General features: G+C 60.7%; 25 protein-coding genes and 1 riboswitch. Of the genes, 6 read left to right on the forward strand and 19 right to left on the reverse strand.

The window, feature by feature from the left end:
- Positions 1 to 75: 75 nt before the first annotated feature.
- The 6 genes from EKK30_RS07175 to EKK30_RS07200 form a co-directional block, all read right to left on the reverse strand.
- Positions 76 to 813: an alpha/beta hydrolase gene (locus tag EKK30_RS07175; RefSeq protein ID WP_290982411.1), complete on the reverse strand. Its 738-nt coding sequence runs from the start codon at positions 811 to 813 to the stop codon at positions 76 to 78.
- A gap of 257 nt (positions 814 to 1070) precedes the next feature.
- Positions 1071 to 2105 (reverse strand): sulfate ABC transporter substrate-binding protein, encoded by a 1035-nt coding sequence (locus EKK30_RS07180; protein ID WP_290982414.1) that lies wholly within the window; start codon positions 2103 to 2105, stop codon positions 1071 to 1073.
- A 201-nt stretch (positions 2106 to 2306) separates the two neighbouring features.
- Entirely contained in the window at positions 2307 to 2879 is a 573-nt protein-coding gene (locus EKK30_RS07185; protein WP_290982417.1) for a DUF3299 domain-containing protein, read from the reverse strand.
- Between the two features lie 23 nt (positions 2880 to 2902).
- On the reverse strand, positions 2903 to 4162 hold the full coding sequence (locus EKK30_RS07190; protein ID WP_290982419.1) for an ABC transporter permease: 1260 nt from the start codon (positions 4160 to 4162) through the stop codon (positions 2903 to 2905).
- Positions 4159 to 4917 (reverse strand): ABC transporter ATP-binding protein, encoded by a 759-nt coding sequence (locus EKK30_RS07195; RefSeq protein ID WP_290982422.1) that lies wholly within the window; start codon positions 4915 to 4917, stop codon positions 4159 to 4161. Before EKK30_RS07195 ends, EKK30_RS07190 begins: the two co-directional genes overlap by 4 nt.
- Positions 4918 to 4919: 2 nt before the next feature.
- Positions 4920 to 5489: a DUF2796 domain-containing protein gene (locus EKK30_RS07200; RefSeq protein ID WP_290982425.1), complete on the reverse strand. Its 570-nt coding sequence runs from the start codon at positions 5487 to 5489 to the stop codon at positions 4920 to 4922.
- Positions 5490 to 6186: 697 nt separating this feature from the next.
- On the opposite strand from EKK30_RS07200, the gene EKK30_RS07205 reads away from it, so the two are divergent.
- Positions 6187 to 8163 carry an HWE histidine kinase domain-containing protein gene (locus tag EKK30_RS07205; RefSeq protein ID WP_290982428.1) on the forward strand — a complete coding sequence of 659 codons (1977 nt, stop codon included), beginning with the start codon at positions 6187 to 6189 and terminating at the stop codon, positions 8161 to 8163.
- Positions 8164 to 8553: 390 nt separating this feature from the next.
- Positions 8554 to 8727, forward strand: coding sequence for a DUF1328 domain-containing protein (locus tag EKK30_RS07210; RefSeq protein ID WP_290982430.1), 174 nt, complete (start codon positions 8554 to 8556; stop codon positions 8725 to 8727).
- A 127-nt stretch (positions 8728 to 8854) separates the two neighbouring features.
- Here the strand turns inward: EKK30_RS07210 and EKK30_RS07215 are convergent, their stop codons facing one another.
- The 7 genes from EKK30_RS07215 to cbiE all read right to left on the reverse strand — a co-directional run bounded on the left by EKK30_RS07215 (position 8855) and on the right by cbiE (position 14389).
- Positions 8855 to 9661, reverse strand: coding sequence for a response regulator (locus EKK30_RS07215; RefSeq protein WP_290982433.1), 807 nt, complete (start codon positions 9659 to 9661; stop codon positions 8855 to 8857).
- Between the two features lie 118 nt (positions 9662 to 9779).
- The gene (locus tag EKK30_RS07220) at positions 9780 to 10334 is read right to left on the reverse strand and encodes a sigma-70 family RNA polymerase sigma factor (RefSeq protein ID WP_290982436.1); all 555 of its coding nucleotides are present in this window, start codon (positions 10332 to 10334) and stop codon (positions 9780 to 9782) included.
- Positions 10331 to 10531, reverse strand: a complete 201-nt coding sequence (locus EKK30_RS07225) for a NepR family anti-sigma factor (RefSeq protein WP_290982439.1) — start codon at positions 10529 to 10531, stop codon at positions 10331 to 10333. Before EKK30_RS07225 ends, EKK30_RS07220 begins: the two co-directional genes overlap by 4 nt.
- A 174-nt stretch (positions 10532 to 10705) precedes the next feature.
- Positions 10706 to 12028 (reverse strand): cobyrinate a,c-diamide synthase, encoded by a 1323-nt coding sequence (locus tag EKK30_RS07230; RefSeq protein ID WP_290982443.1) that lies wholly within the window; start codon positions 12026 to 12028, stop codon positions 10706 to 10708.
- On the reverse strand, positions 12028 to 12786 hold the full coding sequence (gene cobM, locus EKK30_RS07235) for a precorrin-4 C(11)-methyltransferase (RefSeq protein WP_290982446.1): 759 nt from the start codon (positions 12784 to 12786) through the stop codon (positions 12028 to 12030). Before cobM ends, EKK30_RS07230 begins: the two co-directional genes overlap by 1 nt.
- Entirely contained in the window at positions 12783 to 13169 is a 387-nt protein-coding gene (locus EKK30_RS07240) for a cobalamin biosynthesis protein (RefSeq protein WP_290982448.1), read from the reverse strand. The genes cobM and EKK30_RS07240 overlap by 4 nt, the downstream gene beginning before the upstream one ends.
- A complete protein-coding gene (gene cbiE, locus EKK30_RS07245) occupies positions 13166 to 14389 on the reverse strand; it encodes a precorrin-6y C5,15-methyltransferase (decarboxylating) subunit CbiE (RefSeq protein ID WP_290982451.1) in 1224 nt (407 codons plus the stop codon). The genes EKK30_RS07240 and cbiE overlap by 4 nt, the downstream gene beginning before the upstream one ends.
- A 14-nt stretch (positions 14390 to 14403) precedes the next feature.
- On the opposite strand from cbiE, the gene EKK30_RS07250 reads away from it, so the two are divergent.
- Positions 14404 to 15192, forward strand: a complete 789-nt coding sequence (locus EKK30_RS07250) for a cobalt-precorrin-6A reductase (protein WP_290982454.1) — start codon at positions 14404 to 14406, stop codon at positions 15190 to 15192.
- Here EKK30_RS07250 and cobJ read toward each other — a convergent pair.
- The 6 genes from cobJ to cobW are packed head-to-tail and all read right to left on the reverse strand — an operon-like array spanning position 15162 to position 22854.
- Positions 15162 to 15920: a precorrin-3B C(17)-methyltransferase gene (gene cobJ / locus EKK30_RS07255; protein WP_290982457.1), complete on the reverse strand. Its 759-nt coding sequence runs from the start codon at positions 15918 to 15920 to the stop codon at positions 15162 to 15164. The two genes, EKK30_RS07250 and cobJ, sit on opposite strands and share 31 nt — an antisense overlap.
- Positions 15917 to 16660, reverse strand: a complete 744-nt coding sequence (locus tag EKK30_RS07260) for a precorrin-2 C(20)-methyltransferase (protein ID WP_290982460.1) — start codon at positions 16658 to 16660, stop codon at positions 15917 to 15919. Before EKK30_RS07260 ends, cobJ begins: the two co-directional genes overlap by 4 nt.
- Entirely contained in the window at positions 16657 to 17286 is a 630-nt protein-coding gene (locus EKK30_RS07265; protein ID WP_290982463.1) for a precorrin-8X methylmutase, read from the reverse strand. The genes EKK30_RS07260 and EKK30_RS07265 overlap by 4 nt, the downstream gene beginning before the upstream one ends.
- Entirely contained in the window at positions 17283 to 18554 is a 1272-nt protein-coding gene (gene cobG / locus EKK30_RS07270; RefSeq protein ID WP_290982466.1) for a precorrin-3B synthase, read from the reverse strand. Before cobG ends, EKK30_RS07265 begins: the two co-directional genes overlap by 4 nt.
- Complete coding sequence (gene cobN / locus EKK30_RS07275; RefSeq protein ID WP_290982469.1) at positions 18551 to 21817, reverse strand: cobaltochelatase subunit CobN; 3267 nt, start codon at positions 21815 to 21817, stop codon at positions 18551 to 18553. Before cobN ends, cobG begins: the two co-directional genes overlap by 4 nt.
- The gene (gene cobW / locus EKK30_RS07280; protein ID WP_290982472.1) at positions 21817 to 22854 is read right to left on the reverse strand and encodes a cobalamin biosynthesis protein CobW; all 1038 of its coding nucleotides are present in this window, start codon (positions 22852 to 22854) and stop codon (positions 21817 to 21819) included. Before cobW ends, cobN begins: the two co-directional genes overlap by 1 nt.
- A 109-nt stretch (positions 22855 to 22963) precedes the next feature.
- A riboswitch (cobalamin riboswitch) is annotated at positions 22964 to 23147 on the reverse strand.
- A 58-nt stretch (positions 23148 to 23205) separates the two neighbouring features.
- Between cobW and cobU the strand changes: the two genes are divergently transcribed.
- From cobU to EKK30_RS07295, 3 genes are all read left to right on the forward strand, one after another.
- The gene (gene cobU / locus EKK30_RS07285; RefSeq protein ID WP_290982474.1) at positions 23206 to 23730 is read left to right on the forward strand and encodes a bifunctional adenosylcobinamide kinase/adenosylcobinamide-phosphate guanylyltransferase; all 525 of its coding nucleotides are present in this window, start codon (positions 23206 to 23208) and stop codon (positions 23728 to 23730) included.
- Positions 23731 to 23732: 2 nt separating this feature from the next.
- On the forward strand, positions 23733 to 24353 hold the full coding sequence (gene cobO, locus EKK30_RS07290) for a cob(I)yrinic acid a,c-diamide adenosyltransferase (protein ID WP_290982477.1): 621 nt from the start codon (positions 23733 to 23735) through the stop codon (positions 24351 to 24353).
- Positions 24353 to 25016 (forward strand): cobyric acid synthase (locus EKK30_RS07295; protein WP_290982480.1); only part of this gene is annotated, 664 nt, incomplete at its 3' end. The genes cobO and EKK30_RS07295, both read left to right, overlap by 1 nt.

The following is a 25016-nucleotide window of genomic DNA, read 5'->3' on the forward strand; positions in this document are numbered from 1 at the left end:
CGCTTTGATTTCCATCACTTTCTCTGGAACCCTAGAGCGGTGTCAATTGCTCAAGGAACCCATTACACTTTTCTGTCATAGCGGAGTGGCTACGTTGCCACCTGCCATAGCGGAGTCCGGAGCGTGTACGACCCAGCCCGCCGAACGCAGCAGTGACGCAGCGCGACCGAGGTCTGACCCTTCTCCAATTGTCGACGCACGTGAAAGCGAGTGCCTTCTCCGGGCCAGCCAATGCCGCCGAACAGGCTGCGTCTGCGATAGACTCAGCGCGGCAAGGCGTTCTGCCGCTCTACGAATTTCCGCTGCGCGATGCAGCCGCTCAAGAAGCGACAGCGCTTCCGGCCACGGTCCGAATCCAGCTTCAGAGTTGACGTGGCCAGCGGCTCCGAGGTTGATGAAATCCGCGCCCCACAGCCGCGCCCACCGCTCTGCGGATTGCAGAGACATCCAAGGATCGTTCGTGCTTGCGACAAGAATCACGGGAAAGCCCAAGTGGTTGGTCGGAAGGAATTCCGCCACTCCAAAGCGCTCCGGATCGGCTGGAGCAACAAGCAACGCGCCGCTGATTCGATTTGAATGATCGCTCGCCGCCTGCACGGCCGCAAGGGCACCGAAGGAATGAGCCGCGATAAAGGTAGGTCCCTCGGCTTGTACGATCTCCCGGCGTATGCGGCTGGACCAATCTGGGAGGTGCGGATCGTTCCAATCGCGCTGCGTCACGCGAATGCTGCCCGGGACGCGATGTTCCAGCCAGGTTTGCCAGTGGGTCGGTCCGCTGGATCTCAATCCCGGCACGATCAATGTTGTCGACATGGAATTGTCCTTCGAATGGTGAACCTTAAGAGGAGCTTCTGTCTGCGGGCCTCTGCTGCCGCGCCGACTTCCGTTTGGAGACGCGCCTCAACAACAGGTCCTGCGGATGGACGTTCGGATCCACATCGCTTGATTCCATGACATCAAAGGGAGCTTGATTAGCCGCTTCGCACATCGCCCCATCGGGCGCCGGGAGGATTGGAGGAGCTTTCCGGCACCAGACAGAGCGACGCGCGAGTTCTTTTTGAGCCGAGCTATCAGCTCTTGTTGCCCGGCGTGTAGATCTGGTCGAATACGCCGCCATCTGCAAAGTGCTTGGCTTGCGCTTTCGTCCAGCCGCCGAACAACTCGTCGATCGTGAAGGTCTTCACGGGGCCGAACTGGCTCGCGTATTTGGCAGCGATCTTCTCGTCGCGCGGACGATAGTAGTTCTTCGCCGCGATCTCCTGACCTTCTTCGCTGTAGAGATGCTTCAGATATTCCTCGGCAACCGCACGAGTGCCGCGCTTATCGACGACTTTGTCGACGACGGCGACGCTGGGCTCAGCCAGGATGGAGATCGAAGGCGTCACGATCTCGAACTTGTCGGGGCCGAGTTCCTTGAGCGAAAGATAGGCCTCGTTTTCCCAGGCGATCAGCACGTCGCCAATGCCACGTTCGACGAAAGTCGTGGTCGAGCCGCGTGCGCCGGAATCAAGAACCTTGGTGTTCTTGTAGATCTTGCTGACAAAATCCTTCGCCGTGTCTTCGCTGCCGCCGGGCTGCTTCAGGGCATAGCCCCAGGCAGCGAGATAGTTCCAGCGGGCGCCGCCTGATGTCTTCGGATTTGGCGTCACGACCTCAACGCCCTGCTTCGTCAGGTCCGGCCAATCCTTGATACCCTTGGGATTACCCTTGCGCACCAGGAACACGATCGTCGAGGTATAAGGCGCCGAGTTATCGGGAAGGCGCTTGATCCAGTCCGCATGAACGAGATCGCCGTTCTTATGGAGAGCGTCGACGTCTGCCGCGAGCGCGAGCGTCACGACATCGGCATCGATGCCGTCGATCACGGATCGCGCCTGCTTGCCGGAGCCGCCGTGCGATTGCTTGATCGCGACGTTGTCGCCGGTCTTCTCTTTCCAGTACTTGGCGAAAGCCTGATTGTAAGCCTGGTAGAGCTCGCGCGTCGGATCGTAAGAGACATTGAGCAGCGTGATGTCGTTGGCCGATGCGAGACCAGCAAATCCGACCAGACCCAAGCCCAGCGCGGCGCCAATTGCCGATCTGCGCGTCAGATTCGTGAGTGACATGGGTAATCCTCTCAAGTGTGCGTTAACCTGAGAGCGAACCTATCGGCGTCCCCCGCCTCTACGAACGAAGAAGAATTGCTGAGCTTATTAGACGCCGGCAGCGTAAGAACGTCCGCGTTGCGAATCCCGCAGACGATAGAAAAAACCACACTCTAAACTCTGCCTGGTAGGATTTAACAACTCAAGCCTCCCATCATCGAGCTACTCTTTGCGTGGCGCCACCGTGTCGGCGATCAGGGTATAACCTGCATCGGCTAGTCCCGTAGAGGCGACGGTTGTATTGATCTTGCCGGTAACCGTGACCGGATCGAACTGTCCGCCCACCTCGAATCCCTTGTCGGTCTTGACGTAGATGATCTGGTTGGCGGGCGGCGGCGGCACATGGATGCACGCTCCGACGAAGGGCACGAGAAGAAACTCCTTTACCGTCGTCGACTCGAAATCGAGCGGAACAACATAGCCGCCGATCGACACGTTCTGTCCGTTCAACTCCGCCACGATGGCAGGTGGCCGATCATCGCCCGGCTGATGCCGCTTGATCGACATGAACTTCCCCTCCGGCAACGGCGGAGGTGGCGGGCCCGCGTCGGACAACGGCACCGATCCGCCAAAGAACGTCTTCGATTTCATGATCGTGTTTGAGGGCATCGTCTTCGGAATGAGATCGGCCCACTTCAGTTGTCTTGGCGCGTCGGCCGAAACCAGGGAGGTGAGCCCCACCAGAAGCGCGAGGGACACTAGGCCCCTCAGCAGGACAGCGATATTGAGCGGCATGTTCGCCTCCCTCGTATTGTAGTTCAAATCCTGACCATCATGCCGTCGGCAAGCGATAGCCGATACGCACGCAGCGCCGGTAGCAACCCAGCGAGAAAACCAGCCCCAACGATCGACGCGAGCTTCACCCATTCGTCAGGTCGCAGTGGATCAATCGCAAGGCTCAAACCGTAGGTCCGGTCGATATAAGGTTGAGCAAGCCATAACCCCGCATAAAGACCAACCGTCCCAACCACAACGCCTGCAAGCGTCAGCAATCCGCCTTCCGCCGCCAACAGTCCAAGGACTGTCGCTGGCGTTGCCCCAACCGAGCGGAGAATTGCCATTTCGCGGCGCCGTTCATTGAGCGTGGTCAGAATCATCGTCACCATACCAAGAAGAGCGGTAGCGACGACCATCGCCGATACGACCGAAAGCGCTGTCTCGGCCGTTCCGACAAGTCCCCATAGCTCTTGCAGCGCCACGCCCGGCATGATCGCCGAGAGCGGCTCTTCCTGATAATCGTTGATGCGCCGTTGTACTTTGAACGTCGCGAGCTTGGACTTCAGACCGACCATCGCAGCAGTGATGGCGCGCGGCGTGAGATCCATCTTGCGGACTTGATCGGCGGACACACTCTCACCCGGAACCGGCGCGCCATTCTGCCAATCGATGTGAATGGCTTCGATCGCTTCCAGACTGACATGCACCGTGCGATCGATCGGCGTACCCGTTTTCGCTAGGATTCCCGCAACGCGAAACGGCTTGTCGGCATGTTCAACGAAGGAGATGGAGCCGACGCCGTGCGCGACGATGATCTTATCTCCAACCTTGTATCCCAGCTGCTGGGCAACATCCGAGCCGATAACCGCATCGAACAGGTCCTTGAACGGACCACCCGAGGCAAAGCTCATGCTTTGGCCATGCCGGAACTTGTAGTGCGTGAAGTAGTCGGCATTCGTACCAAGTACCCGAAAGCCGTGATGACTGTCTCCCAATGACAGCGGAACGATCCATGCCACCTCCGGCATGCTCGCAATGTCCTGATAGCTCTTCCAGGTCACGTTATTTGTGGCATTGCCGATGCGGAACACCGAATAGAGCAACAAGTTGAGGCTGCCGCTTCGAGCACCGACGATCAAGTCCGTTCCCGAAATAGTATCGGCAAAACTTTCTCTCGCTCCGGTTCGGACTTTTTCGACGCCAAGAAGCAGCATGACGCTCATCGCGATGGCAAGCACGGTGAGCACCGCAGTCACCCAGCGGTTGAGCAACGACTGAAGCGCGAGACGCACGATCATCATGACAGCGCTCCCCGCTTTGATAGTGCAATGTCCTGCAGACGTACCGTGCGATCGAAATGCGGGGCGAGGCCCTCATCGTGACTGACCATGATGACGCTCGCGCTCACTTCCTCGCTCTGCGAGAAGAGAAGCTTCAGGAACGCGCCTTCCGTATTGCGATCAAGCGCCGAGGTCGGCTCGTCCGCAACGATGATTTTCGGCGCGCCGATCAACGCACGAGCCGCCGCGACACGCTGTTGTTGGCCCACACTCAAACTCGAAGCGCGGCTCTCGGCAATCACCGTTGAGTCGAGATCCAGGGCTGAGAGCAACCGCTTTGCCACATCCTCGATGGGTCCCTCGCGGAGCGCCCGCTCGCGGCGCTTCGTCGAGAAGCGCAAAGGCAACAGGACATTGTCGATGAGCGACGCATAAGGCAGCAGATTGAACATCTGGAAAATGATGCCGAAGTGATCGACGCGAAAGCGATCGCGCGCCGCCCCGCTCAACTTCGCCATATCAAGTCCTGCGACTTCTATTCGTCCGCGATCCGGAACGACGATGCCTGCCAACAAACTGAGAAACGTGCTCTTGCCGCTGCCCGAAGGACCAAGCAGCAAAAGCTTCTCACCGCGCTGGAGCTCGAAGCTCTCGATGGTGAGAGTGAAGGGCGACGGCCCGGGCCACGTGTAATGAACGTCGGCGAACGAAACCGCATCGAGAGGGCGAACGCCCTCTCTCTGGGTCATGGCGGATGCCGCCACGAGTTCGTTCATGATCACATCACGCCGGTAAGATCGAGCGTCGGCTTCTCGCGCGTCATTTGCGCCTGCGTCTGCCCTTTCGAGGTCGTGACGTTGACGTTCAGAAGTTGACCGCCAGCAAAGTCACTGAAGTACGCCGTCTTCATACCGGTGATGTTTTCGGGCGCCTCGCAGGTAATCGTGTAAGTGGCATGGAATTCCGAGTGCTGCGGCTCGCCTGGCTTGTCGTCATCGTCGTCTTTTTCACCCGGCTGGTGCGTTTCCTTGCGGCTTTCGACGTTGGCCGTTTCCGTCTTGCACTTCGCTGCTGCCGGCAGCTGGAACACGTTGAGCACGTCGGCAAGCTTTCCTTTTGCTTTTTCGACGGCAGCTTTCTGATCGTCGGTCGTCGCGACGTGCTCGAAGCCAACGATGTCCATGCCCGGCGACACGAGTTCCATCTCAATCTTCTTGCCTTCGATCGCGATGTCGAGCGTGCCCTGACCGTGGACATGGGGCCCGAGGTGACGGTGCTCGGCTTGTTCTGCAAGTGCGGGAAACGCGGCGAGGATCGCCAGGGAAGCGATTACGGTCTTGGTATTCATGATGATTGCTCCAATAGGTGACGCGTTGCTGCACGTCATGCGTGCGCGACGCCGAGTGTTGAAAGCCGCGGCATCTGAAGCCGGACGGCCTGATCGGAATTTCAGGAAAGGGGCAAACACGACCTCGGTCGCGCAGCCAGTTGTCAGCCGACGGAACCAGCGGGCGGGCCACGCGCCCTCGCCATGTAGCTATAGGCCAGTCGCAGCGGCACGGGCTCGAACGTTCGCAGCCGAACACCCGCTGTTTCAGTAGGGGCCGGCATGGTAAAGATTGCAGGCGTCAGCGACGTCGCAGCAATTGCGGTCGCCCAGCAGAGCGCGCAGCCGTCTTGATCATGAAGAGGGGGGCAAGATTTTCCGTCACTTGGACGGCACATCCCGGCCGTGAGGGCCCGGGATTCGATGCCCGCGCCGCGTGAGACATGATGATGAAAATCCGCAACACCGATCTGCACGGCGAACGCGAACAGCGTCAGCCAAAGCAATCTCAGCCGGATCCGTGAGACAGTCATGGGTCCCCTACTGTCATGTCCCTGGTCAGCAATCGACTGATCTTATGTCACAATCGTGGCGGTCAGGTCGACCATGGCCTAGTTCAGAGAGGCTAGATGCCGAGTGAAGCTGGTACTACGTGCCGGAACCTTTGGCTGACTTATGCATTTCATGTGCCGGCGGATTCTGGCGGCGCCGCTACGATATGAAGTTCATTGTGAATAACATCCAGCAGTTCTTAGCCGGGATCTTCGCCCTTGCCGCCAATCCAGGCGCGTCCGCCCGCCGGGCGGCGTATTTCCTGTGCCTCGGAATCCTCATTCCTTCGTTAAGCTTCGCCGCATATCTCCTTAACGAGATGCATGCGCGCGAACTCGGTATCCTGCATCAGTCGGTTCAGGGGCGCGCCCTGGTCGCGGCCTCCGTATTCGACGAACAGATGTCGTCTCTCCTACGGATAATAAAAGCGCTGCCCGGAACGCCAGCCACGGCAACTGAGAACACTTACGATCGCCTCCGCTCGGAACTGGAGGCTCGTGGCATCGTGCTGTTTACCAGAGGGGCCAATCTCGACCTGTTGTCTCCGGCAAACGGCGCCAACGCAGCGGTCGTCAGTGTAGATACCGCGGCGCGGTCTGCGGCAGCCGCTGCCCTGACGACACTTGTGCCGCAGATTACGCGATACGGCGCCACCGCAGACGGTGGGATTAACATCTGGTTGGCGTCCGCATCCAAGAGTGATCCGCCATATCTCGTCCAGGCGCAGGTTCCCTCCTCTTACCTTGCATCGACATTCAAGAACTTCGTCGCCGACGGTCCCTGGTCGATCTCGATCGTCGGGGCGGATGGTCAGGTGTATGCCGAAGCCGACGGAAAGCAGTTAACCCCCCGAAAAAGCGAGGTCTCAGGCAACCCTGCCCTCATTGAAGCGTTCGCTAACACGTCGCAATTTGGCTGGAGGATTACGGCAGGCATTCCGTCCAGGTCATTGGATCAAAACATACGGCGAAACTGGATGACCTTCCTGGCAATTTCATCCTTGCTCGCCATTGCATCGTTCACCGGCGCGACACTGCTGACGCGGAGTATTATCGAAAGAGATTCAAACCAATTGACGCAATCAGGAATGCCGACGCCGTACGATCCGCCAGAGCCGTCACTCCGCCGTCCATCGTCCACTGAAATGGGCGAGGATCGGATTCGCACCGCCTTGAGCGCGGGAAGTGTAGGCGTGTGGCAATGGAACTTACAGTCCGGCCTTGTGTCTGTGGACGCCGAAGTGGCGGCTTTCCTGGGACCATCCTGGAGCGGAAAAGATCAGGTTGCACGTGAGCTTCTTCACCTCATCGACCCGCATGATCGACCAAAGCTGCTGGACGCGATCAGACGAACCATAAGCGCGGGAAAACCGCTCGGAATCGAATTTCGGGTCCGCCGATCCGAGCATGACATTCGCTGGATTGCGGTGCGCGGAGCCGCGATCGGTCCAAAGGGTAAAATTGCCAGCAGGGGCGCTCGGGCTACGCTGTTATCGGGTGTTGCCTACGACGTCACCGACCAGAAAGTGAATCTCACACGCACGGACGCTCTCCTGCGCGAGGTTTCCCATCGTTCCAAAAATCTGCTTGCGTTGATCCTCGCGATGGCACGCCTCACCGCGCGCGATGCCGCTGACGTAAAATCGCATCTCAAGGATTTCACTCTGCGCGTGGCAGGCCTTTCTGCTTCGCAGGATCTGATTGTGGCGTCGGATTGGCAAAGCGTCGATCTGGCGACTCTCGCGCTGGCTGAGATCGGCGCCGTGGCGCGCACGAGTGCGGACCGTGTCGCCGTGTCTGGGCCGCCCGTATCGCTTACGCCAGAGGCCGCCCAAACTTTCGGAATGGTGCTGACCGAACTGGCCTTGAATGCGGTTGAACATGGGGCCTTATCAGCAGCGATGGGCGAGGTGCGGCTGTCGTGGGAGTTCCCCACTGATGAGACGATCTGCATATCTTGGATAGAAACTGGCGGCCCGCCGTACGTCGCCGACGGACCTAAAGGCTACGGCACATCGGTCGTCGAACGATTTTCGTCGCAGGGTCTGAAGCTCGCTGTACAGGCGTCGAGCGATGTCGATGGCCTGAAGTGGACCCTCAGCGGACCGCTCGCCAACATCGGCGCGCGTCGCGAGCGCGCATAACCGGGCCCGACGCCTTACCATCTTTTAATCAGGAGAATGCCGGCCTCGGCCGGTAAGAATGGTCCATTCGCATGCCAAAACACTGGGATGTTCGCGCGCTGTTCGCTGTTCGAGAAATATGCGCAGGCGACATCGAGCGCGGAACCCACGCACGGTCGGTACGTTAAATATGCGTGACCGCGCCCGATACTCCCTCCCACTCCCCCCGTGGCCCAGGGCGTGGCATCACTTCGAAGAGTTCGCGCCCGCTTTCCCCCGAGCGGCGCGAACTCTCATTTTAAGGGGCGGTTTTCGGCTTCTGACCCTCACATCTCATTTCGTCCGGAACCGGCACAAAGGGTCGGGCGTTCACCGATGCACGGCATTGCCGGCAGTACATCGGAGACTTGAATGGGAAATCTTCTTTATTACGCAGTCGTCTTTCTGATCGTGGCAATCGTCGCGGCCGCGCTTGGTTTTGGCGGCGTTGCCGGCACGGCCATGGAAGGCGCTCGTCTCATTTTCTGGGTTGCGATCGTTCTCTTCGTCGTCTCGATAATCGCGAGCTTCATACGCCGCGCTTGACGCAGGAATTAGCTAGATCTCAAACGGCCGGTGAAACCGGCCGTTTTTGTTTGCCCGCTTTCCAAGCGAACAAAAAAGGCGCGAGCCACAGGGCCCGCGCCGATATTCCTCATATACATTAAGCGCTTTAGGCTGCGCGCTGCCCCGGCTTCCTGGACTTCAAACCGAAGAACAGCGATTGGCTGATCATCGCTTTGACGACTGCAGGCTCAAACGGCTTGGTAATCAAGAACACCGGCTCTGGTTTGGTGCCAGTCAGCAGGCGCTCGGGGAATGCGGTAATGAAGATCACCGGGACGCTGATCGTCTCCAGGATCTCGTTGACCGCTTCAAGGCCCGAACTTCCGTCTGCGAGGTGAATATCTGCGAGCACGAGCGACGGCGCTTTCTTAGCGACTTCGAGAACTGCTTCCTGATGGGTGCGTGCGACGCCCTGTACCCGATGCCCGATATCGACAACGAGCGCCTCCAGATCCATCGCGATAAGCGGCTCGTCTTCGATGATCAAAACATCTGCTGAAAGTTGCTCGGCGATCTCCGCTCCGGCCATCTGCAGCAGCTCTGTGACGTGCGCAGGCGTGACATCGAGCACCTGAGCCGCTTCCGCAGTCGAGAAACCTTCGACTGACACAAGAAGAAACGCCTGCCGCGGGAGCGGCGTGATCGACTCGAGCCTGCGTTCCGGCAGCGGCTTGTCGATCTCCGTGGTGTCATCGGATATCCGATTAACGGCCACCGAATTCCAGACCTTCGTGAAGGTGCGGTATAATGCAACGCGTGGCGCAATCGACCTGTCGAATGCATCCGAGTCCGCAATCAGGGCTTCCAATACCGCTGCAACGTAGTTGTCACCGGACGCCTGGCTGCCCGTCAGCGACCGGGCGTAACGGCGAAGATACGGAAGATGGGGAGCGATAGATTCAGCGATCGACATAGTGCACCTCGTAAGCTCGTCATTCAGCAAGAAGGCTACCGGCGCCTTGATGCGCTAACCTTCCCAGTTATGGCATTCCGTCGGAAGAGGGCCGACAGAACTCGAAAGAACTAGCTTCTCATCCGCGACTGACGGTTCGCGTTATCCCAGCGAACTCGCCGTTGGGGTTGATATTTTCCCCTGCCTCGAATCCAAGCGCCTTGTTCAGCGCAACCCTCGCGCGGTTCACACGACTCTTCACGGTTCCCACAGCCGCGTTCGTGATCTCTGCAGCTTCCTCGTAGGAGAAACCTTCCGCTCCGACAAGCAGCAAGACTTCCTTCTGATCGTCGCTCAAACAGCCGAATGCCTTTTTGAAATCGACAAGATCCATATGGACCTGCTGCTCCGGCAGCACCGACATCCGCTCGGCCATGGCGCCGTCGGCATCCTCGACCTCCCGGCGGCGCTTACGAAGTTCAGAGAAGTAGGTATTTCGCAGGATTGTGAAAAGCCACGCTTTTAAATTCGAACCCTTCTCGAAACCTTCAAGGTTCGACCACGCTTTAACGAGCGTATCTTGCACCAGATCGTCAGCGCGCGTTGGATCGCCGCAAAGCGAGTTCGCGAACGCACGCAGATTTGGCACCGCTGCTATCAATAGAGATTGCAGGTCGTCGTCGCGTATTGTCACGACTTTCCTCCCTGCCCCTGCTCTTCGCGCTGTTTTAATTTTTGCAGCAAATCGACGAACCGGTCAGGGACCGGCTCGTTTATCAGTTCAACATATGCCTCCCTCAGCCGCTGCCCAATTTGACCTTGGAGTTCAACAGGTAGAGGTGCCTGTGTAATGACTGCGTCCCCCCGCTTGGGGTCACTGCCAGTGCCCATCGTAAAAAGCCTTATTGACGGATTCCGTTTAACTTTTGTCGCTTACCCCGGGTTCCGGCGAACCTTCCAGACATAAATGCGCAATGGCCCGAAAAAGTTCCGTAGCCCGATCGCTTGGTAAACAAGCGGACATTGGGCGGTTCCGCAAATCCCAAAGGACGGCCCGTCTAAGGCCTATTTGTCGATGAAATGGAAGAACGAGCCGGTGGCCAGGCCCCGCCTGCTGCCGCCACCCTGCACCGGTTCTCCGTCCGAGTTCATGGCCTTGAATAGGGGCGCGTCCGGTTCCGCCAGCACCGTCGCATAGTGAAACTCGTGCCCGGTCAGGAATTCGCCTGGGCTGCCCAGAGGACATGCTTCCAGCAGCTCGACCCTCCGATACCCGAGATTCATCTTCCTCAAGGCAAAAGAAGTCTCGAGGCCCAACAGCCCGATCATTTCGTGACGGGCTCCATCGGCGTCAATCAAGCCCTCGCCGAGCGCCATATACCCGCCACACTCTCCGTGGACCGGCCGCGACTTGGCAAATTGCGAGACGGCTGCTCTGAAGCGCCGCGCACCGGCGAGGGTACCCGCGTGCAATTCCGGATAGCCGCCGGGAAGCCAAATGATATCCGCCGAGCTATCCGGGACCTCGTCGGCAAGCGGTGAGAAAGGGAGGATCTCCGCGCCGGCTTGTCGCCAGCCGGCAAGAACGTGCGGGTACACGAAAGAAAACGCGGCGTCGCGTGCCAATGCGATGCGTTGCCCGGGCGGCTTTATGCGAACGTCCGGCCGCACAACGACGCTGCTGCGATCCGCGAGGCCGATCATGGCATCGATATCGATGTTGGCCGCGATGAAGTCGGCCAAGCCGTCAAGGCGGCTCTCGATCTCTGCGGTCTCTTCGGCTTGGACGAGACCGAGATGTCTCTCAGGCAGGACGACGGCCTTTTCCCGTGGCAGAGCGCCGAGGACAGGAATACCCGCGCGTTCCAGCGCCTCGCGCGCGAAACGGACATGACGCGCGCTTCCCGTCCGGTTGAGAATGACGCCCGCGAGCGTCACGCCTTCTCGGAAATCCTTAAATCCTCGGGCCACAGCGGCGGCCGTTTGAGACTGGCCGGAGACGTCTAGCACGAGCACGACTGGCCATCCGGTCTTCGCGGCAATGTCGGCGCTGGCGCCGTTGCCCCAGTATCCGTCGCGGGCGACACCATCGAAAAGTCCCATCAACGCTTCACAAACCGCGATGTCAGCGTCGTTTCCCGCCTCGGCCAGAACGGCGCCCGCCGTTTCCCAGCGCATCGCCCAACTATCGACGTTGAAGGAAGGCCGGCCGGCCGCCACAGCGTGGAATGCCGGATCGATGTAATCGGGTCCGCATTTGAATGGCTGAACCGCGAGGCCGCGCCGCTGCAGCGCCCGCAGCAAGCCGAGCGTAACCGTCGTCTTTCCCGAACCCGATCGCGGTGCCGCAATCATGATACCGCGCGGCAATGCTTGGCCGCTGGCCATTAGGCTCGACCTCGGAATCGGCGCTGGTAGTCGACGCTGTAAAGCGCGCTCTCGCGAAAGTCGTCGCGCCCCAACGCTTCCCCTACGATGATCAACGCCGTGCGCTCCGGCCGCGCCGCAGACACGCGATCGACGATCGATCCGAGCGTACCGCGGATAACCTGCTCGTCCGGCCATGACGCCCTGTAGACGACGGCGGCCGGACAGTCCGTGCCGTAGAATGGAAGAAGACGTCGAGTGACATCCTCGATGGAATGAATCGACAAATGGATCGCGAGCGTCGCCTTCGTCGCTGCGAACGTTTCGAGCTGTTCTGTTTCGGGCATCGACGAGGCGCGCCCGGAAGTCCGCGTCAGAACGACAGACTGGGCAACTTCAGGCAAGGTCAGCTCTCGCCCGAGCACGGCGGCTGCGGCGGCAAACGAGGGAACGCCTGGAGTGATCGAATAGGCAATGCCCAGTTGATCGAGACGGCGGAGCTGCTCGCCAAGCGCGCTCCAGATCGAAAGATCTCCCGAGTGCAGCCGTGCAATGTCTTTGCCTTCGTCCGTTGCTTTCACGATGCGCGCTATGATCTCGTCCAGAGACATGGGTGCCGTGTCCACGATTTCCGCCGCTGGCGGGCAATGCGTCAGCAGAGCTTCAGGGACGAGCGAACCCGCATAGAGACAGACTGGGCATCTCGCGATCAGATCGCGTCCCCGGACCGTTATGAGATCGGCTGCCCCTGGACCGGCCCCGATGAAATGGACCGTCATCGCTCTTGTCCTTGCGCACTGCCGGATTGCGCCGCTGCAATAGTGACATTGCCCACGATGCGTCTCGGCATGATCAGACGCGAACCCTCTCCCGCGCCGGCCAGAGCAGCCGCCTCCGCAATCGAAGCCACGCCGAATGATGCCATTGTGCGTTCCGATCGCGTCGCACAGTCATAGTTGCGCGCGCGAAGTGCCTCGATAGAGATCGGCGCGAACGCCTGCCTTACGGACTGAGCCGCCTCTTTCACCTGGTGGGCGAACGCAGCCTCGCCATAGGTCGCGACCACGTCGCATCCGCCCGCTGCTCGCGCGGCGTCGCCAATGGCCGCGATGAAATCAGAGCCCTGAGCCCTACTGTTCGCTCCGATCCCGACGACAATCATGGGATGCTCCGCGGTTTCTCGACGACCCATTGCATGATCGGCATTGCGGGTCGCCAGGCCGTGCGCGAACCGACCGGCTCCGCGCGCTCGACGCTAAAGCGCGTCAGGGTGCCGCCATGCCCGTGAAATGCAGCAAGCAGCGCCAGCTCGGACTCAAGCGTGACCGCATTAGCCACCATCCGCCCTCCCGGCTTCAGTGCCTGCCAGCAAGCAGCGATGACGTTTCCTCCTGCCGTACCGCAGCCGATGAAAACCGCGTCTGGCGTTGGCAGCCCCGTAAGAGCGTCCGGTGCGGATCCACTTCGAATGTCGAGATGCGGCACTCCAAGCGCAATTGCATTCCGTGTTGCCCGCGCTGCGCGACTTTCATCGCGTTCGATACCGATCGCTCTGTTCGCAGGATGTACCAACATCCACTCGATCCCGATCGACCCGCTCCCGGCCCCGACATCCCACAGAAGCTCGCCTGCGCCAGGACGTAACGACGACAGTGTTACCGCACGGATTTCGCGCTTCGTCAGCTGTCCGTCATTTTCGAAGTAGCTATCAGGCAAGCCTGAACCAAATGGGATTGGCCGCGCGTCCGGGCCAGCAACGACATTGATGCCGATGATGTTCAGGGGATTGATCTCTTGAAGATCGAAGTTCGCCGCCGTGACGCATCGAATACGCTCGCGTTTACCCCCGAGCCCTTCCATCACGATCATCTCGCTCTCGCCGAAACCTGCGGCGGTCAGCAAGGACGAAATTTCCCTTGCGGTGCCACCGTTCAGCGCCAGAGCGAGAATGCGTCGCCCGCGATGCAGGTATCTGCGTAAAAGCGGCGTGAACCCGGGCATATTGAGACCCAGCGTGGTTATCTCCTGCAGCGGCCAGGCAAGGCGCGACGCGGCAATCGAAAAGCTCGAAGGCGACGGCACGACGAGCATCTCTTCGATCGGTATCGTCCGCGCTAGCGTCGCGCCCGCGCCAAACCAGAAAGGATCGCCCGACGCCAAGACGGCGACCGGTCGCCCTCTTCGAGCCACGATGGATGTCGCCGTTGCTTCGAGCGGCTTCTGCCACTCCGCTTTCTCTCCGGGTATGTCTCCGACGAGCTCAAGATGCCGCCGTCCGCCAATGACAAGCTCTGCGCTGTCGATGAGGCGAAGCGCTGCGGCGGTCAGCCCGTCGCGACCATCTTCGCCGATCCCAATGATGGACAACCAGCGTTCGTTCATGGCATGGCAGTTCCATGAAAACGGCACCGAAAAAAAGTCCGTTGCGCATTTTGCTTCTCGGCGGCACCACGGAAGCGAGCGCCCTCGCCGAATTCCTGGCCGGCGCTCCAAACGTTAGTGCGACTCTGTCGTTGGCAGGACGCACCACCAACCCTCCTGCGAGTACGCTTGCGACGCGCATCGGCGGATTCGGGGGAATAGCGGGGCTGTCCCACTATTTGCGGGACCAAAAGATCGACCTTCTCATCGACGCGACGCACCCGTTTGCAGCGCGCATCAGCGCGAACGCCGTCGACGCCTGTCGCGCATGCGGCGTACCATTGCTTGCTGTCGAACGTCCGCCCTGGACGCCGGTCCCTGGTGACGACTGGATCGAGCACGATACTGTCGAAACAGCGATTGCGGCGCTCCCCGCCGAGGCTCAGAGCGTCTTCTCCGGATTGGGTCGGCAAGCGATCGACGCCCTCCGCCTCGCTCCTCAACATCGCTATCTGATCCGCGTTGTGGATCCGATCGAGCTTCCGCCTGATCTTTGGCATTGCGAGTTGCTGACAGCGCGCGGACCATTTCGCACAGGCGACGATGCGCGATTGTTCGCGGATTACGACATCCGCTATGTGCTTTCGAAAAACGCGGGAGGCAGTGCCGCCTACGCCAAAATCGAAGCGGCACGTCAACTCGGCCTCAAGGTCCATATAGTGCGTCGTCCAGCGCTCGCCGCGCGAACGACCGTGCAATCTGCTGATGAAGCCATGGCATGGATCAGCCAACATCATCGCTCACGCTCCGATCTCGGCGTATAGACCCACGCACGTCCATCGGCGGCTACGACCTTTCGCGTTTCTCGCGATCCGACCATCACCAGGGTGCGCATATCACAAGGCATCTCTGTCGCGTGTGCGAGCGTCGTGACATCGACTTCCTCGTCGGCGCGTCCCACAGCGCGAGCGAACACAACGATGGTTTCCGCCGGCAACACCCCGGCTAATAGATCGAATGCCTGTTTGATCTGCTGAGGCCGCGCTTTCGACGCCGGATTGTAGAGGGCGATGACGAAATCTGCCTCGGCGGCGAGACGCAGACGCTTCTCGATCGTCGCCCATGATTTCAAATTATCCGACAGCGAGATCGCGCAGAAGTCATGACCCAGCGGCGCGCCGATCCGCGCTGCCGCCGCGAGCATCGCCGTGACGCCGGGCTCCACGCGAATATCGATCTTCTCCGCAGACGCCGGGTTCTTCTCCACCGCCTCATAAACGGCAGCCGCCATTGCGAAGACACCCGGATCTCCGCCCGAGACCAACGCCACGCGGCGGCCGCTTCCGGCGAGATGGAGCGCGCGTTCCGCCCGCGCCAGCTCTTCCCGATTATCCGTCGCTTCAAAAACCTGGCCCGCCTTTGGCGTGAGCCTATTCACGTAAGGCGCATAGCCCAGGATCATATCCGCGTGGTCCACGGCCTCGGTGGCAGCAGGTGTTACCCAGCCTTCCGGCCCCGGGCCAAGCCCGACAATCGTCAACGTCCCGGTCATGTAATGCGGCGTCCTTTGCCGCCTGGTAGCAGGATGATCGAGAAGTAGGGGACCACGCACTCGCCGAGTTCAGCCAGTCGGGTCACCCGCTCTCCCGGCATCGTTCCGCGCTCGACGTAGATCGCATCATCAAAGCGCCCCGCACTATGCAAAGCCGCTTTGATCTTCGCGATATTGTGGCCGACTTTCATGATGACGGCAGCATCGGCATCCTTCAGATGCTTGGCCAATGCGCCTTCATCCAGCGTGCCCGGCAACACCGTCATCACGTCGTCACCGTAGGTGATGGGGGCACGCGCTGCCGTCCAGCAGCCGGACATGCCAGTAATGCCGGGGATCACCTTCACGTCGTGCGCGGCCTTGATGCGGTCGTACATATGCAGAAACGATCCGTAGAAGAATGGATCGCCTTCGCACAGCAACGCCACATCGCGCCCCGCTTGGAGATGCACGATGATCGACGCCGCACTTCGCTCGTAGAAATCGCGTATCGCTGAGACGTAGCCGTCGTCACGAAAATCGATCTCGGTCGTCACCGGATATTCGAATGCGGTTTCGATCACGTCGGCGCGTATGTGCGCCGTTGCGATGGTCCGCGCGTGCCCAGGCCGCCCGGCTTTACGGAAATGCGCGACGACTGGCGCGGCACTCAGCACACGCGCCGCTTTGAGCGTCATCAGCTCCGGGTCGCCAGGCCCGAGACCGACGCCGAAAAGCGTGCCGGTTTTCGTCTCGGTCATTCGACCTCGCTTGCGAGCGCATTGACGGCCGCCGCAGCCATGGCGCTGCCGCCTTTTCGGCCTTTCACGATCGCGAACGGCACGCGCCCGTCGGCGGCGAGCGCCTCTTTCGACTCTGCTGCGCCGACAAAACCGACGGGCATCCCGATCACAGCGGCGGGCAAAGGCGCGCCTTGATCGATCATCTCAAGCAGGCGGAACAGCGCCGTCGGTGCATTGCCGACAACGACCACGGAGCCAGCAAGCTGCGGCCGCCAAAGCTCCATGGCCGCGGCTGTTCGGGTGTTGCCGATCTCAGAGGCAATCTCGGGAACACGAGGATCGCGCAACGTGCAGATGACGGAATTCTGGGCAGGCAAGCGGGCGCGGGTAATGCCGTCGGCAACCATCATGGAATCGCACAGAATGGGCGCGCCGGCTTTGATGGCTGCTTCCGCATCATTCGCGAACGTCGGAGACATCACGATATCGCGCGCAACCTCGACCATTCCACAGGCGTGGATGATGCGCACGGCGACGCGCTCTTCCACAGGCGACAAGCCTTCAAGATCGGCCTCCGCGCGGATGATGGCGAAAGATCGCGCGTAGATGGCCGCGCCGTCGCGAATGTAATCCTGAACTGTCATGCCGCGGCCTCCGTAATGAGCCGCGAGATCGCCTCGCTGACATCTTCCGCATTGACGGTCTCGATCACGCGCGGTGAATCGGCCGAGCCGTTCCTGATGATGTCATAGCGTCCTTCGCGGCCGACGAGCGTCAAGCTCGCTTCGCTACGGCGCGCACAACCTTTTTCGCAGCCCGAGATATGAAGCGAGCAGCCACGCAGCGATCCGCTCAGGGCAAATGCGAGCCGCTGTGCGTCTGCGCGTGTATTCGTGCTCGCGTTCCGGCAAGCCGGTGAGCCGGGACATACGTCCATGTTGAGCCGGATGTCGGTAGCTTGCGTGATCAAGCCCGTTGCCGCTGCGACGTGCAAGAATCCTTCTGCTGAATGACCGCCAGCGATCGGGAACACCAGGACGCGCTGCGGACTGGTATGAACCACATCGGCGCCTGCACTCGGTGCTGCTTCACACAAAGCATCGAGCTGACCCGCGACGATGCGGCCGAAAGGTAAGCCAACGCCAACTGCGTAAACGATGCCGTCATGAGCAAGCGCACCGACAATCTCGCCGCGATACTCGTACCTGCTGCTTCTAGCATCCGAAACACTTAAACCGGCTTTTGCGAAGATTGCGGCCGCCCCATGACGCGCCACCGCATCGCGCATGCGCCGAAGATCATCGTTACCGCGCGCGAATTCAACAAACGCACGAGCCAGACGGAGCGCGCCGTCGATCACCTGGTCTCCCGATTGAAGGCGGCACGCCTCGTCCGAACCATCGAGATGGATAAAAAAATCCTCGCCGTCGGCTACCACCATGACATCGCTCGTCCGCCCGCCGACGCGCGGATCGGCAACGCCCGAAAGGCTGAAGCCGAATTTACCCGGCAGTGCCCAAAGTTGAGGCTCGCACGCGAGATGCTTTTCAAGCCCCCGTGCGAGGTAGCGAACATCCGCGCGCCCTGGCTCAAGCCCGCTGAGCGGATCGACCACGACATTGCGCACCGCTTCTGCTTCCGACGAGGAATCTAGCAACCCCGCTTCCCCCAAAGAGGCCAAGACAGATTCGAACGTTGCGTCAGACACGCCGCGAATCTGCAGGTTGCCCCGGTTTGTGAGATCGATCTCGCCGGAGCCGAAACGATCAGCAATCATCGCGATAGCACGCAGCGCCGATAGCGAAACCGCACCAGCTCGAGGTCTTACCCGCACAAGCAGCCCGTCGCCCGAGCGCATCGGACGAAGCGCGCCGGGACACCAGCCTTTCCTCAAGTCCGCCGCAGACGTCATTCGGCTGCCTCGCGCGGCGAATTAGGCTGAGCGTTCAGCCGTTGCAGATCGTTGCGACGCGGCTGCCATAGGCCGCGCATAATCGCTTCCTCGAAGCGCCGCCGCATTGCCGCCATAGCCTCGGGATTTTCGCGGTCGAGGAACGCGGCGACAACTGGATCCCCGAGATAGGCTTCGTAGAGCCTTTCGAATCCCCCCGTGTCGACGGCACGCGCGCTGGCCGCGAATGCGAAGGCCGCATCGACGCTTTGCGCCATCTCGGCGCCGCCGCGGAAGCCGTGCCGCATCTGTCCTTCGATCCAGCGCGTATTCGCAGCACGACCGTGAATGACGCGGGCACATTCCTCTTGCAGCGTGCGCACACGCGGCGATTCCGGATTTGCGGTATCACCGTGGTAGAGAGCGACGCCGTCGTTCCCGAGTGCCGCCGCTGCCGCCGCGAATCCGCCCTCGTGCGCAGCAAAATCTCCGCCCGTCAGGAGATCGATTTCGCCATGATCCTGCACATGCACGAACGCATCGGCAGCTTTAACGCGCTTGCTGAAGCTCTCTGAGGCAACCCTTTCCCCGCCTTCGCCGTAAGCCGCCTGCGAGCTTTCGAGATAAGCATGACCAAGCGTGCTGCGATCCTGCCAGTCGCCGCGATCGATATGCTGCATCACACCGGCGCCAAAGCTGCCGCCGGCCGGACCGAAGATGCGATCGAGTTGCATTTCCCGCGCCCACGCGGCCCGGAGCGGATTATCGGTCTCGTCTTCCGGCAATTCCGCAACGAGTGCCACGGCCGAATTGAAAAGCGAAAGCTGCGCACCGAACATGTCGCGGAAGAGTCCCGAGATGCGCAGCGTGACGTCCACGCGAGGGCGCCCAAGCTCCGCCAGCGCTTCCGTCTCGATACCGGTCACGCGATAGGATCGCTGATCCCACACCGGCCGCACGCCGAGCAACGCCAGTGCCGTAGCCAGCTCTTCTCCACCGGTGCGCAGCGTCGCGCTTCCCCAGAGATCGAGAACGATCGCACGCGGCCAGTCGCCGTGATCGGAAAGATAGCGATCGAGGATCGCCTTTGCTGCTCTCCTGCCGTTCGCCCATGCGGTTTGCGTCGGCACGCTCCGCGGATCGACACTGTAAAGGTTGCGTCCGGTGGGAAGAACATCCGACCGGCCGCGGCTCGGAGCGCCCGCTGGGCCGGGCTCGACAAATCGCGCAGCGAGCGCCCGTACGATCGCGTCAAGTTCGCCATCATCCAGCACGTGGAGCCCATCGCGGATGGCAAGCTCTTTCACATCGCAGAGAAAAGCATCGATCCGCGTCAGAGCCTCCACAGCCGGCATGCCCGCTTGAAGCCCACAGCGCTCTGCAATTCCGGCGCGAAGCGCCGCATCGACGATCTGTTCGGACAACGCTTTCCGACGGCGGGGATCAAGCCCTTCGGCCGAGGAAAACTCGTCAACGAGCCGTTCAACTTCGCTGAGCGGACCCGATAACCCAGCCTCCGTCATCGGCGGCGGCTTATGTCCGAGCGCCACGGCCGCTAGCCGGCGCTTTGCTTGGGCCGCCTCGCCAGGATCGTTGACGATGAAAGGATAGATCATCGGGATCGGGCCGAGAAGCGCGCGCGGCGCACAGCTGTCACTCCCGGCAACGGACTTTCCGGGCAACCACTCGAGCGTACCATGCGCGCCGAGATGAATGAGCGCATCGATCTTCGCGACGTGGCGCAGCCAGAGATAGAAGGCGACGTAGCTGTGTCGCGGCGGCGTGGAGGGATCGTGATATTGCGCCTTCCGATCGAGCGCTTGTCCTCTTTCCGGCTGAAGACCGAAGACAACGTTTCCGGCGAACGAGGCCCGGAACTGAAACGCGCCATCGGACAACGCCTCGTCTTCGTCCGGTGCGCCCCAAGCCGCAAAGACGCTTTCGCGAAACGACTGCGGAAGCTCTTCCAACGCATCCCGATAGGCCTCAAGTGGCCACGCCATGGTCTGCGACGGATCGAACGCCTCCATCAACTCGCGAGGATTGAGAGGGTAATTCTGAACCTCGAAGCCTTCCCGATTCAGACGCGATGCAATCCTGCACGCACTCTCCAAAGCATCGAGGCCGACAGCGTGCGCGATCTGGTCGGGCCGTCCTGGATAGGTCGACAAAAGCAACCCGACGCGCAGATCAGCCTTTGCTGAGTGGCGCAACCGCGCCCAATTCGCAGCAAGGTTGGCGACATGGGCAACGCCTTCGTTGTACGGCACATGCCGTAAAAGCGGCATGCCGATGCTCTCCCCCAACGCATCTTCTTCCTTGAAGGAGATGACGCCCGCGAACAATCGTCCATCGAGCTCCGGAAGCACCACATGCATCGCCAGATCCGAAGCGCCCAGACCGCGCTGCGACTTATCCCAAAGCTTACGCGATGAATTCGCGAGCGCCACTTGCAGGACTGGACAATCGCCCGCGTCGAGCGGCGACCCGCCATCGCCGTCACGCGCCGCGAATGCAGTGGCATTGATGATGACGTCGGGCGCAAGCTGTTTAAGCTCACGACGGAGCCAATCTGCGGCATCGGGTGCCTTGAGGCTCGGAAGAAAAACGGCAGTGACCGCAAGCCCCCGGTGGTCAAGAGCGTCGATCAGGGCATCGATCGGCGCAACATCTCCGGCAAGAAGATGCGAGCGATAAAAAATGACCGCGGCTGCCCCGATATCGCTCTCGTCAACGGCTCGTTCGCGATAAACACCGAAATTCGGGACGTCGCGAGGCGAGGGAACCTCGTTGTCTTCGCTCCGCACGCCCAGCGCAGCTCGCAAGGCGGTGAATGTGTTGTCGACGCCCCCGGCATCGAGCAGCGCTTCGAGTCGCGCCAAGTCGTGCGGCTCGAATGTCGATAGTGTCGAAAGTCGAATGTCCGGGCGGCCGTCGCCGGGAACAATAGCGAGTGAAATCCCTAGGTCACGGCAGCGGCGGCCCAACTGCTCCGCCCCATAACGCCAGTAATCGAGCCCCCCGAGGAGGCGCACCACGACGGATTTCGTGCCCTTGAGGGTTGTCTCTGCGAAAAGATCAACGGACATCGGATGGCGCAACGCGTTCAAGTTGGCAATCCGCAGACTTGTGCCATCCGCCTCTAGCCGCTGATACGCGGCCGCAGCCATGGCAAGATCAGAATCCGAGAACGACAGAAAAACGATATCGGCGGGCGCGAGTCCGAGATCGCGAGGCGCGGCGGCCTCGTCAAGATCACGACTCTCGCGAACCACGATATGCATCAAAGAGCGCCCGTGAGTTTCCGGATGATCCCGTCGCGATCGAGTCCCTTCTGTCCGATCACGACCAGCTTTCCCACTCGTCGCTCTCCCGTCTGCCAGGCGCGTTCGTAGCGTGTTTCGATCCGCGCGCCGACGCCCTGCAGAAGCAAACGCATCGGCTTGCCGTCGATGGCAGCGAAGCCTTTGACCCGCAGTACGTCATGCTCATCGGCGATGGCTTTGGCGCGCGCTGCGAGATCCGCAGGCGACGACGCTTCGGGCACCTCGACGATAAAAGTTTCGAAGTCGTCGTGATCGTGCTCGGGTTCGTTGTCGTGGTGCGAGGGTCGCGCCGCGAGGTCATTCTCCGCCGCTGCCGAGAGCCCGAGCAGCACGTCTGAAGGAACCCGGCCCTCCCGGGTGGCAACGATCTTGATGGCGCGCGGTACGCTGGCCTTGATGTCGCCCGAGACGGAAGTCACTTCATCCGGCGTTAGCATATCGGTCTTGTTGAGAACGACGAGATCAGCACATAGAAGCTGATCCTCATACACCTCCTCGAGCGGATTTTCGTGATCGACCGAGGGATCGGCTTCACGCTGAGCCGCCACTTTCGCCGGGTCGTCGGCGAACCGGCCTGACAACACGGCGGGGCCATCGACCACCGTCACGACGCCGTCGACAGTCACCCGATTGCGGATATCCGGCCATTCGAAGGCTTTGACGAGCGGCTTGGGTAAAGCCAGTCCAGACGTCTCGATGATGATGTGATCGGGGGCTGGATCCCGCGCCAGCAAGGCCTCGAGCGTCGGAATGAAATCGTCGGCCACCGTACAGCAAAGGCAGCCGTTGGTCAGCTCGATGATGTTTTCTTCCGGACAGTTTTCGATGCCGCAGGAGCGCAGAATTGTTCCATCGACACCGACGTCGCCGAATTCGTTGACGATCAATGCCAGCCGCCGGCCCTGTGCATTCTCGATTGTGTGGCGCACGAGCGTTGTCTTGCCTGCGCCAAGAAAGCCGGTAACGATCGTGACTGGGACTTTGCGCGCGCTCATTGCCCTGCCTCTGGATTGAGAATAGCCTGAAGCGATTGAATGAACGGGCGCTGTTCTGCGCCGAACGATCTGAACTGCATTTTAACCTTTCTCGCCCCACCGGCGACGGTCGAATGTTCCTGGCGACGGCAGGTCTCCTGGCTCGCGGGTCTTGGCGTTCGGCGACCTTCCCGGGCGTGGGCCCAGTGGCGATCTCGCCGATGCTCACCGCTTACAGTTGCGGGGGCAGCTGCGGAGTAAAACCGCATTCCCTTTGAACCCTCTTGCGAGGGACCGTCGTCTCAATCGATAAGTGACCCAATTACCGACGTCAATCGCCAGACGCCCGGGCGGGCCGCCAGAAAGCTGATAATGTCTTCTTCGCATCTTCCGCAGCTCACCCTTGTCCTTGGGGGTGCCCGGTCTGGCAAAAGCGCCTTTGCGGAACGGCTTTTGACAGCAGTTCCCGGACCCTGGGCCTATATTGCGACCGCGGAAGCCTTCGATGATGAGATGCGCCACCGCATTGCCCATCACAAACAGCGCCGCGGTGAAGGCTGGATGGATCACGAAACCCCGATAGAAGTCGCCGATGCGCTGGCAAACCGGACGGCCGAACTTCCGACCCTGGTAGATTGTCTCACGCTTTGGGTTTCGAACCTCATGCATGTAGATCGTTCCGTCGCCGACGCTACCGAGGACATGCTCGCGGCCTTGTCGAAGCGGATAGCGCCTTGCGTCGTCGTCTCGAACGAGGTTGGCCTGGGGATCGTGCCCGAGAATGCTCTTGCGCGCGCGTTTCGCGACGAGGCGGGACGCCTCAACCAGAAAATCGCAGCCGCGGCGGACCGCGTCGTATTCGTTGCTGCCGGCTTGCCTCTGACCTTGAAGGGCTGAACGTGACGGGCGACCCAACCACAGATCAAGATGCCGAACGGCACAAAGCCAAGATGGCGAAGCGCAAGGCCGTCCAGGATGCCGAAGTAGCCGAGAAGCGGATCGAAAAAGGCGTTCTCCTCGTCCATACCGGCACTGGCAAAGGCAAATCGACCGCCGCCTTCGGGTTGGTCCTGCGCGCGCTTGGACACGGATGGCGCGTCGGCGTCGTTCAATTCATCAAGGGCGCCTGGACGACGGGCGAGCGCGGTGCGCTGGAGCGCTTCGGCGATCAGATTTCCTGGCACACCATGGGTGAAGGCTTCACCTGGGAAACCCAGGACAAGGCCCGGGACATCGCTGCCGCCGGTCGCGCCTGGAGCAAAGCGAAAGAGCTGATGGCGGATGCCTCCATTCGCCTTCTGATTCTGGATGAACTCAACATCGCGCTTCGCTACGACTATCTGCCGTTGGACGAAGTCATCGAAACTCTGCGCACGCGTCGCCAGGATTTGCACGTCGTCGTAACGGGTCGCAATGCAAAGCCGGAATTGATCGCTGTCGCGGACGGCGTCACCGAGATGGCCGCTGTGAAGCATCACTTCGCAGCTGGCGTGAAAGCGCAGGAAGGCATTGAATTCTGATGCCGGCACGCTCGCTGATGTTTTCCGGCACGGGTTCCGATGTCGGAAAATCGCTGATCGTCGCCGGTCTCTGCCGCCTGTTCGCAAATCGCGGCCTCCGTGTTCTCCCCTTTAAACCACAGAACATGTCGAACAACGCGGCCGTGACCGCAGACGGCGGCGAGATCGGCCGAGCCCAGGCACTGCAGGCACGAGCCGCACGCGTGCCTGCCAGCGTTCACATGAACCCTGTGCTGCTAAAACCCGAGAGCGAAACCGGCGCGCAAATCATCGTGCATGGAAAAATGCGCGGCTCGGCGAAGGCGCGCGAATTTCAGGCGAAGAAGAAGGAACTCCTGCCCGATGTGCTGGCGAGCTTCGCGCAGTTGAAGGCCAATGCGGATCTCGTCCTGGTCGAAGGTGCGGGCAGCGCATCCGAGATCAACTTGCGCACCAACGATATCGCCAATCTTGGCTTCTCGCGCGCCGCAGGAGTTCCGGTCGTTCTCATCGGCGACATAGATCGTGGCGGCGTCATCGCCAGCATCGTCGGCACCCGTCACGTCCTCGACGCCGATGATGCGGCGATGATCCGCGGCTTTATCGTCAACAAGATGCGCGGCGACCCGGGCCTTTTTGCCGCCGGCATGACTGCAATTGCTGAACGAACGGGATGGACACCGT

It is taken from the genome of Hyphomicrobium sp. (genome assembly GCF_003987855.1).
Classification (GTDB): domain Bacteria; phylum Pseudomonadota; class Alphaproteobacteria; order Rhizobiales; family Hyphomicrobiaceae; genus Hyphomicrobium_B.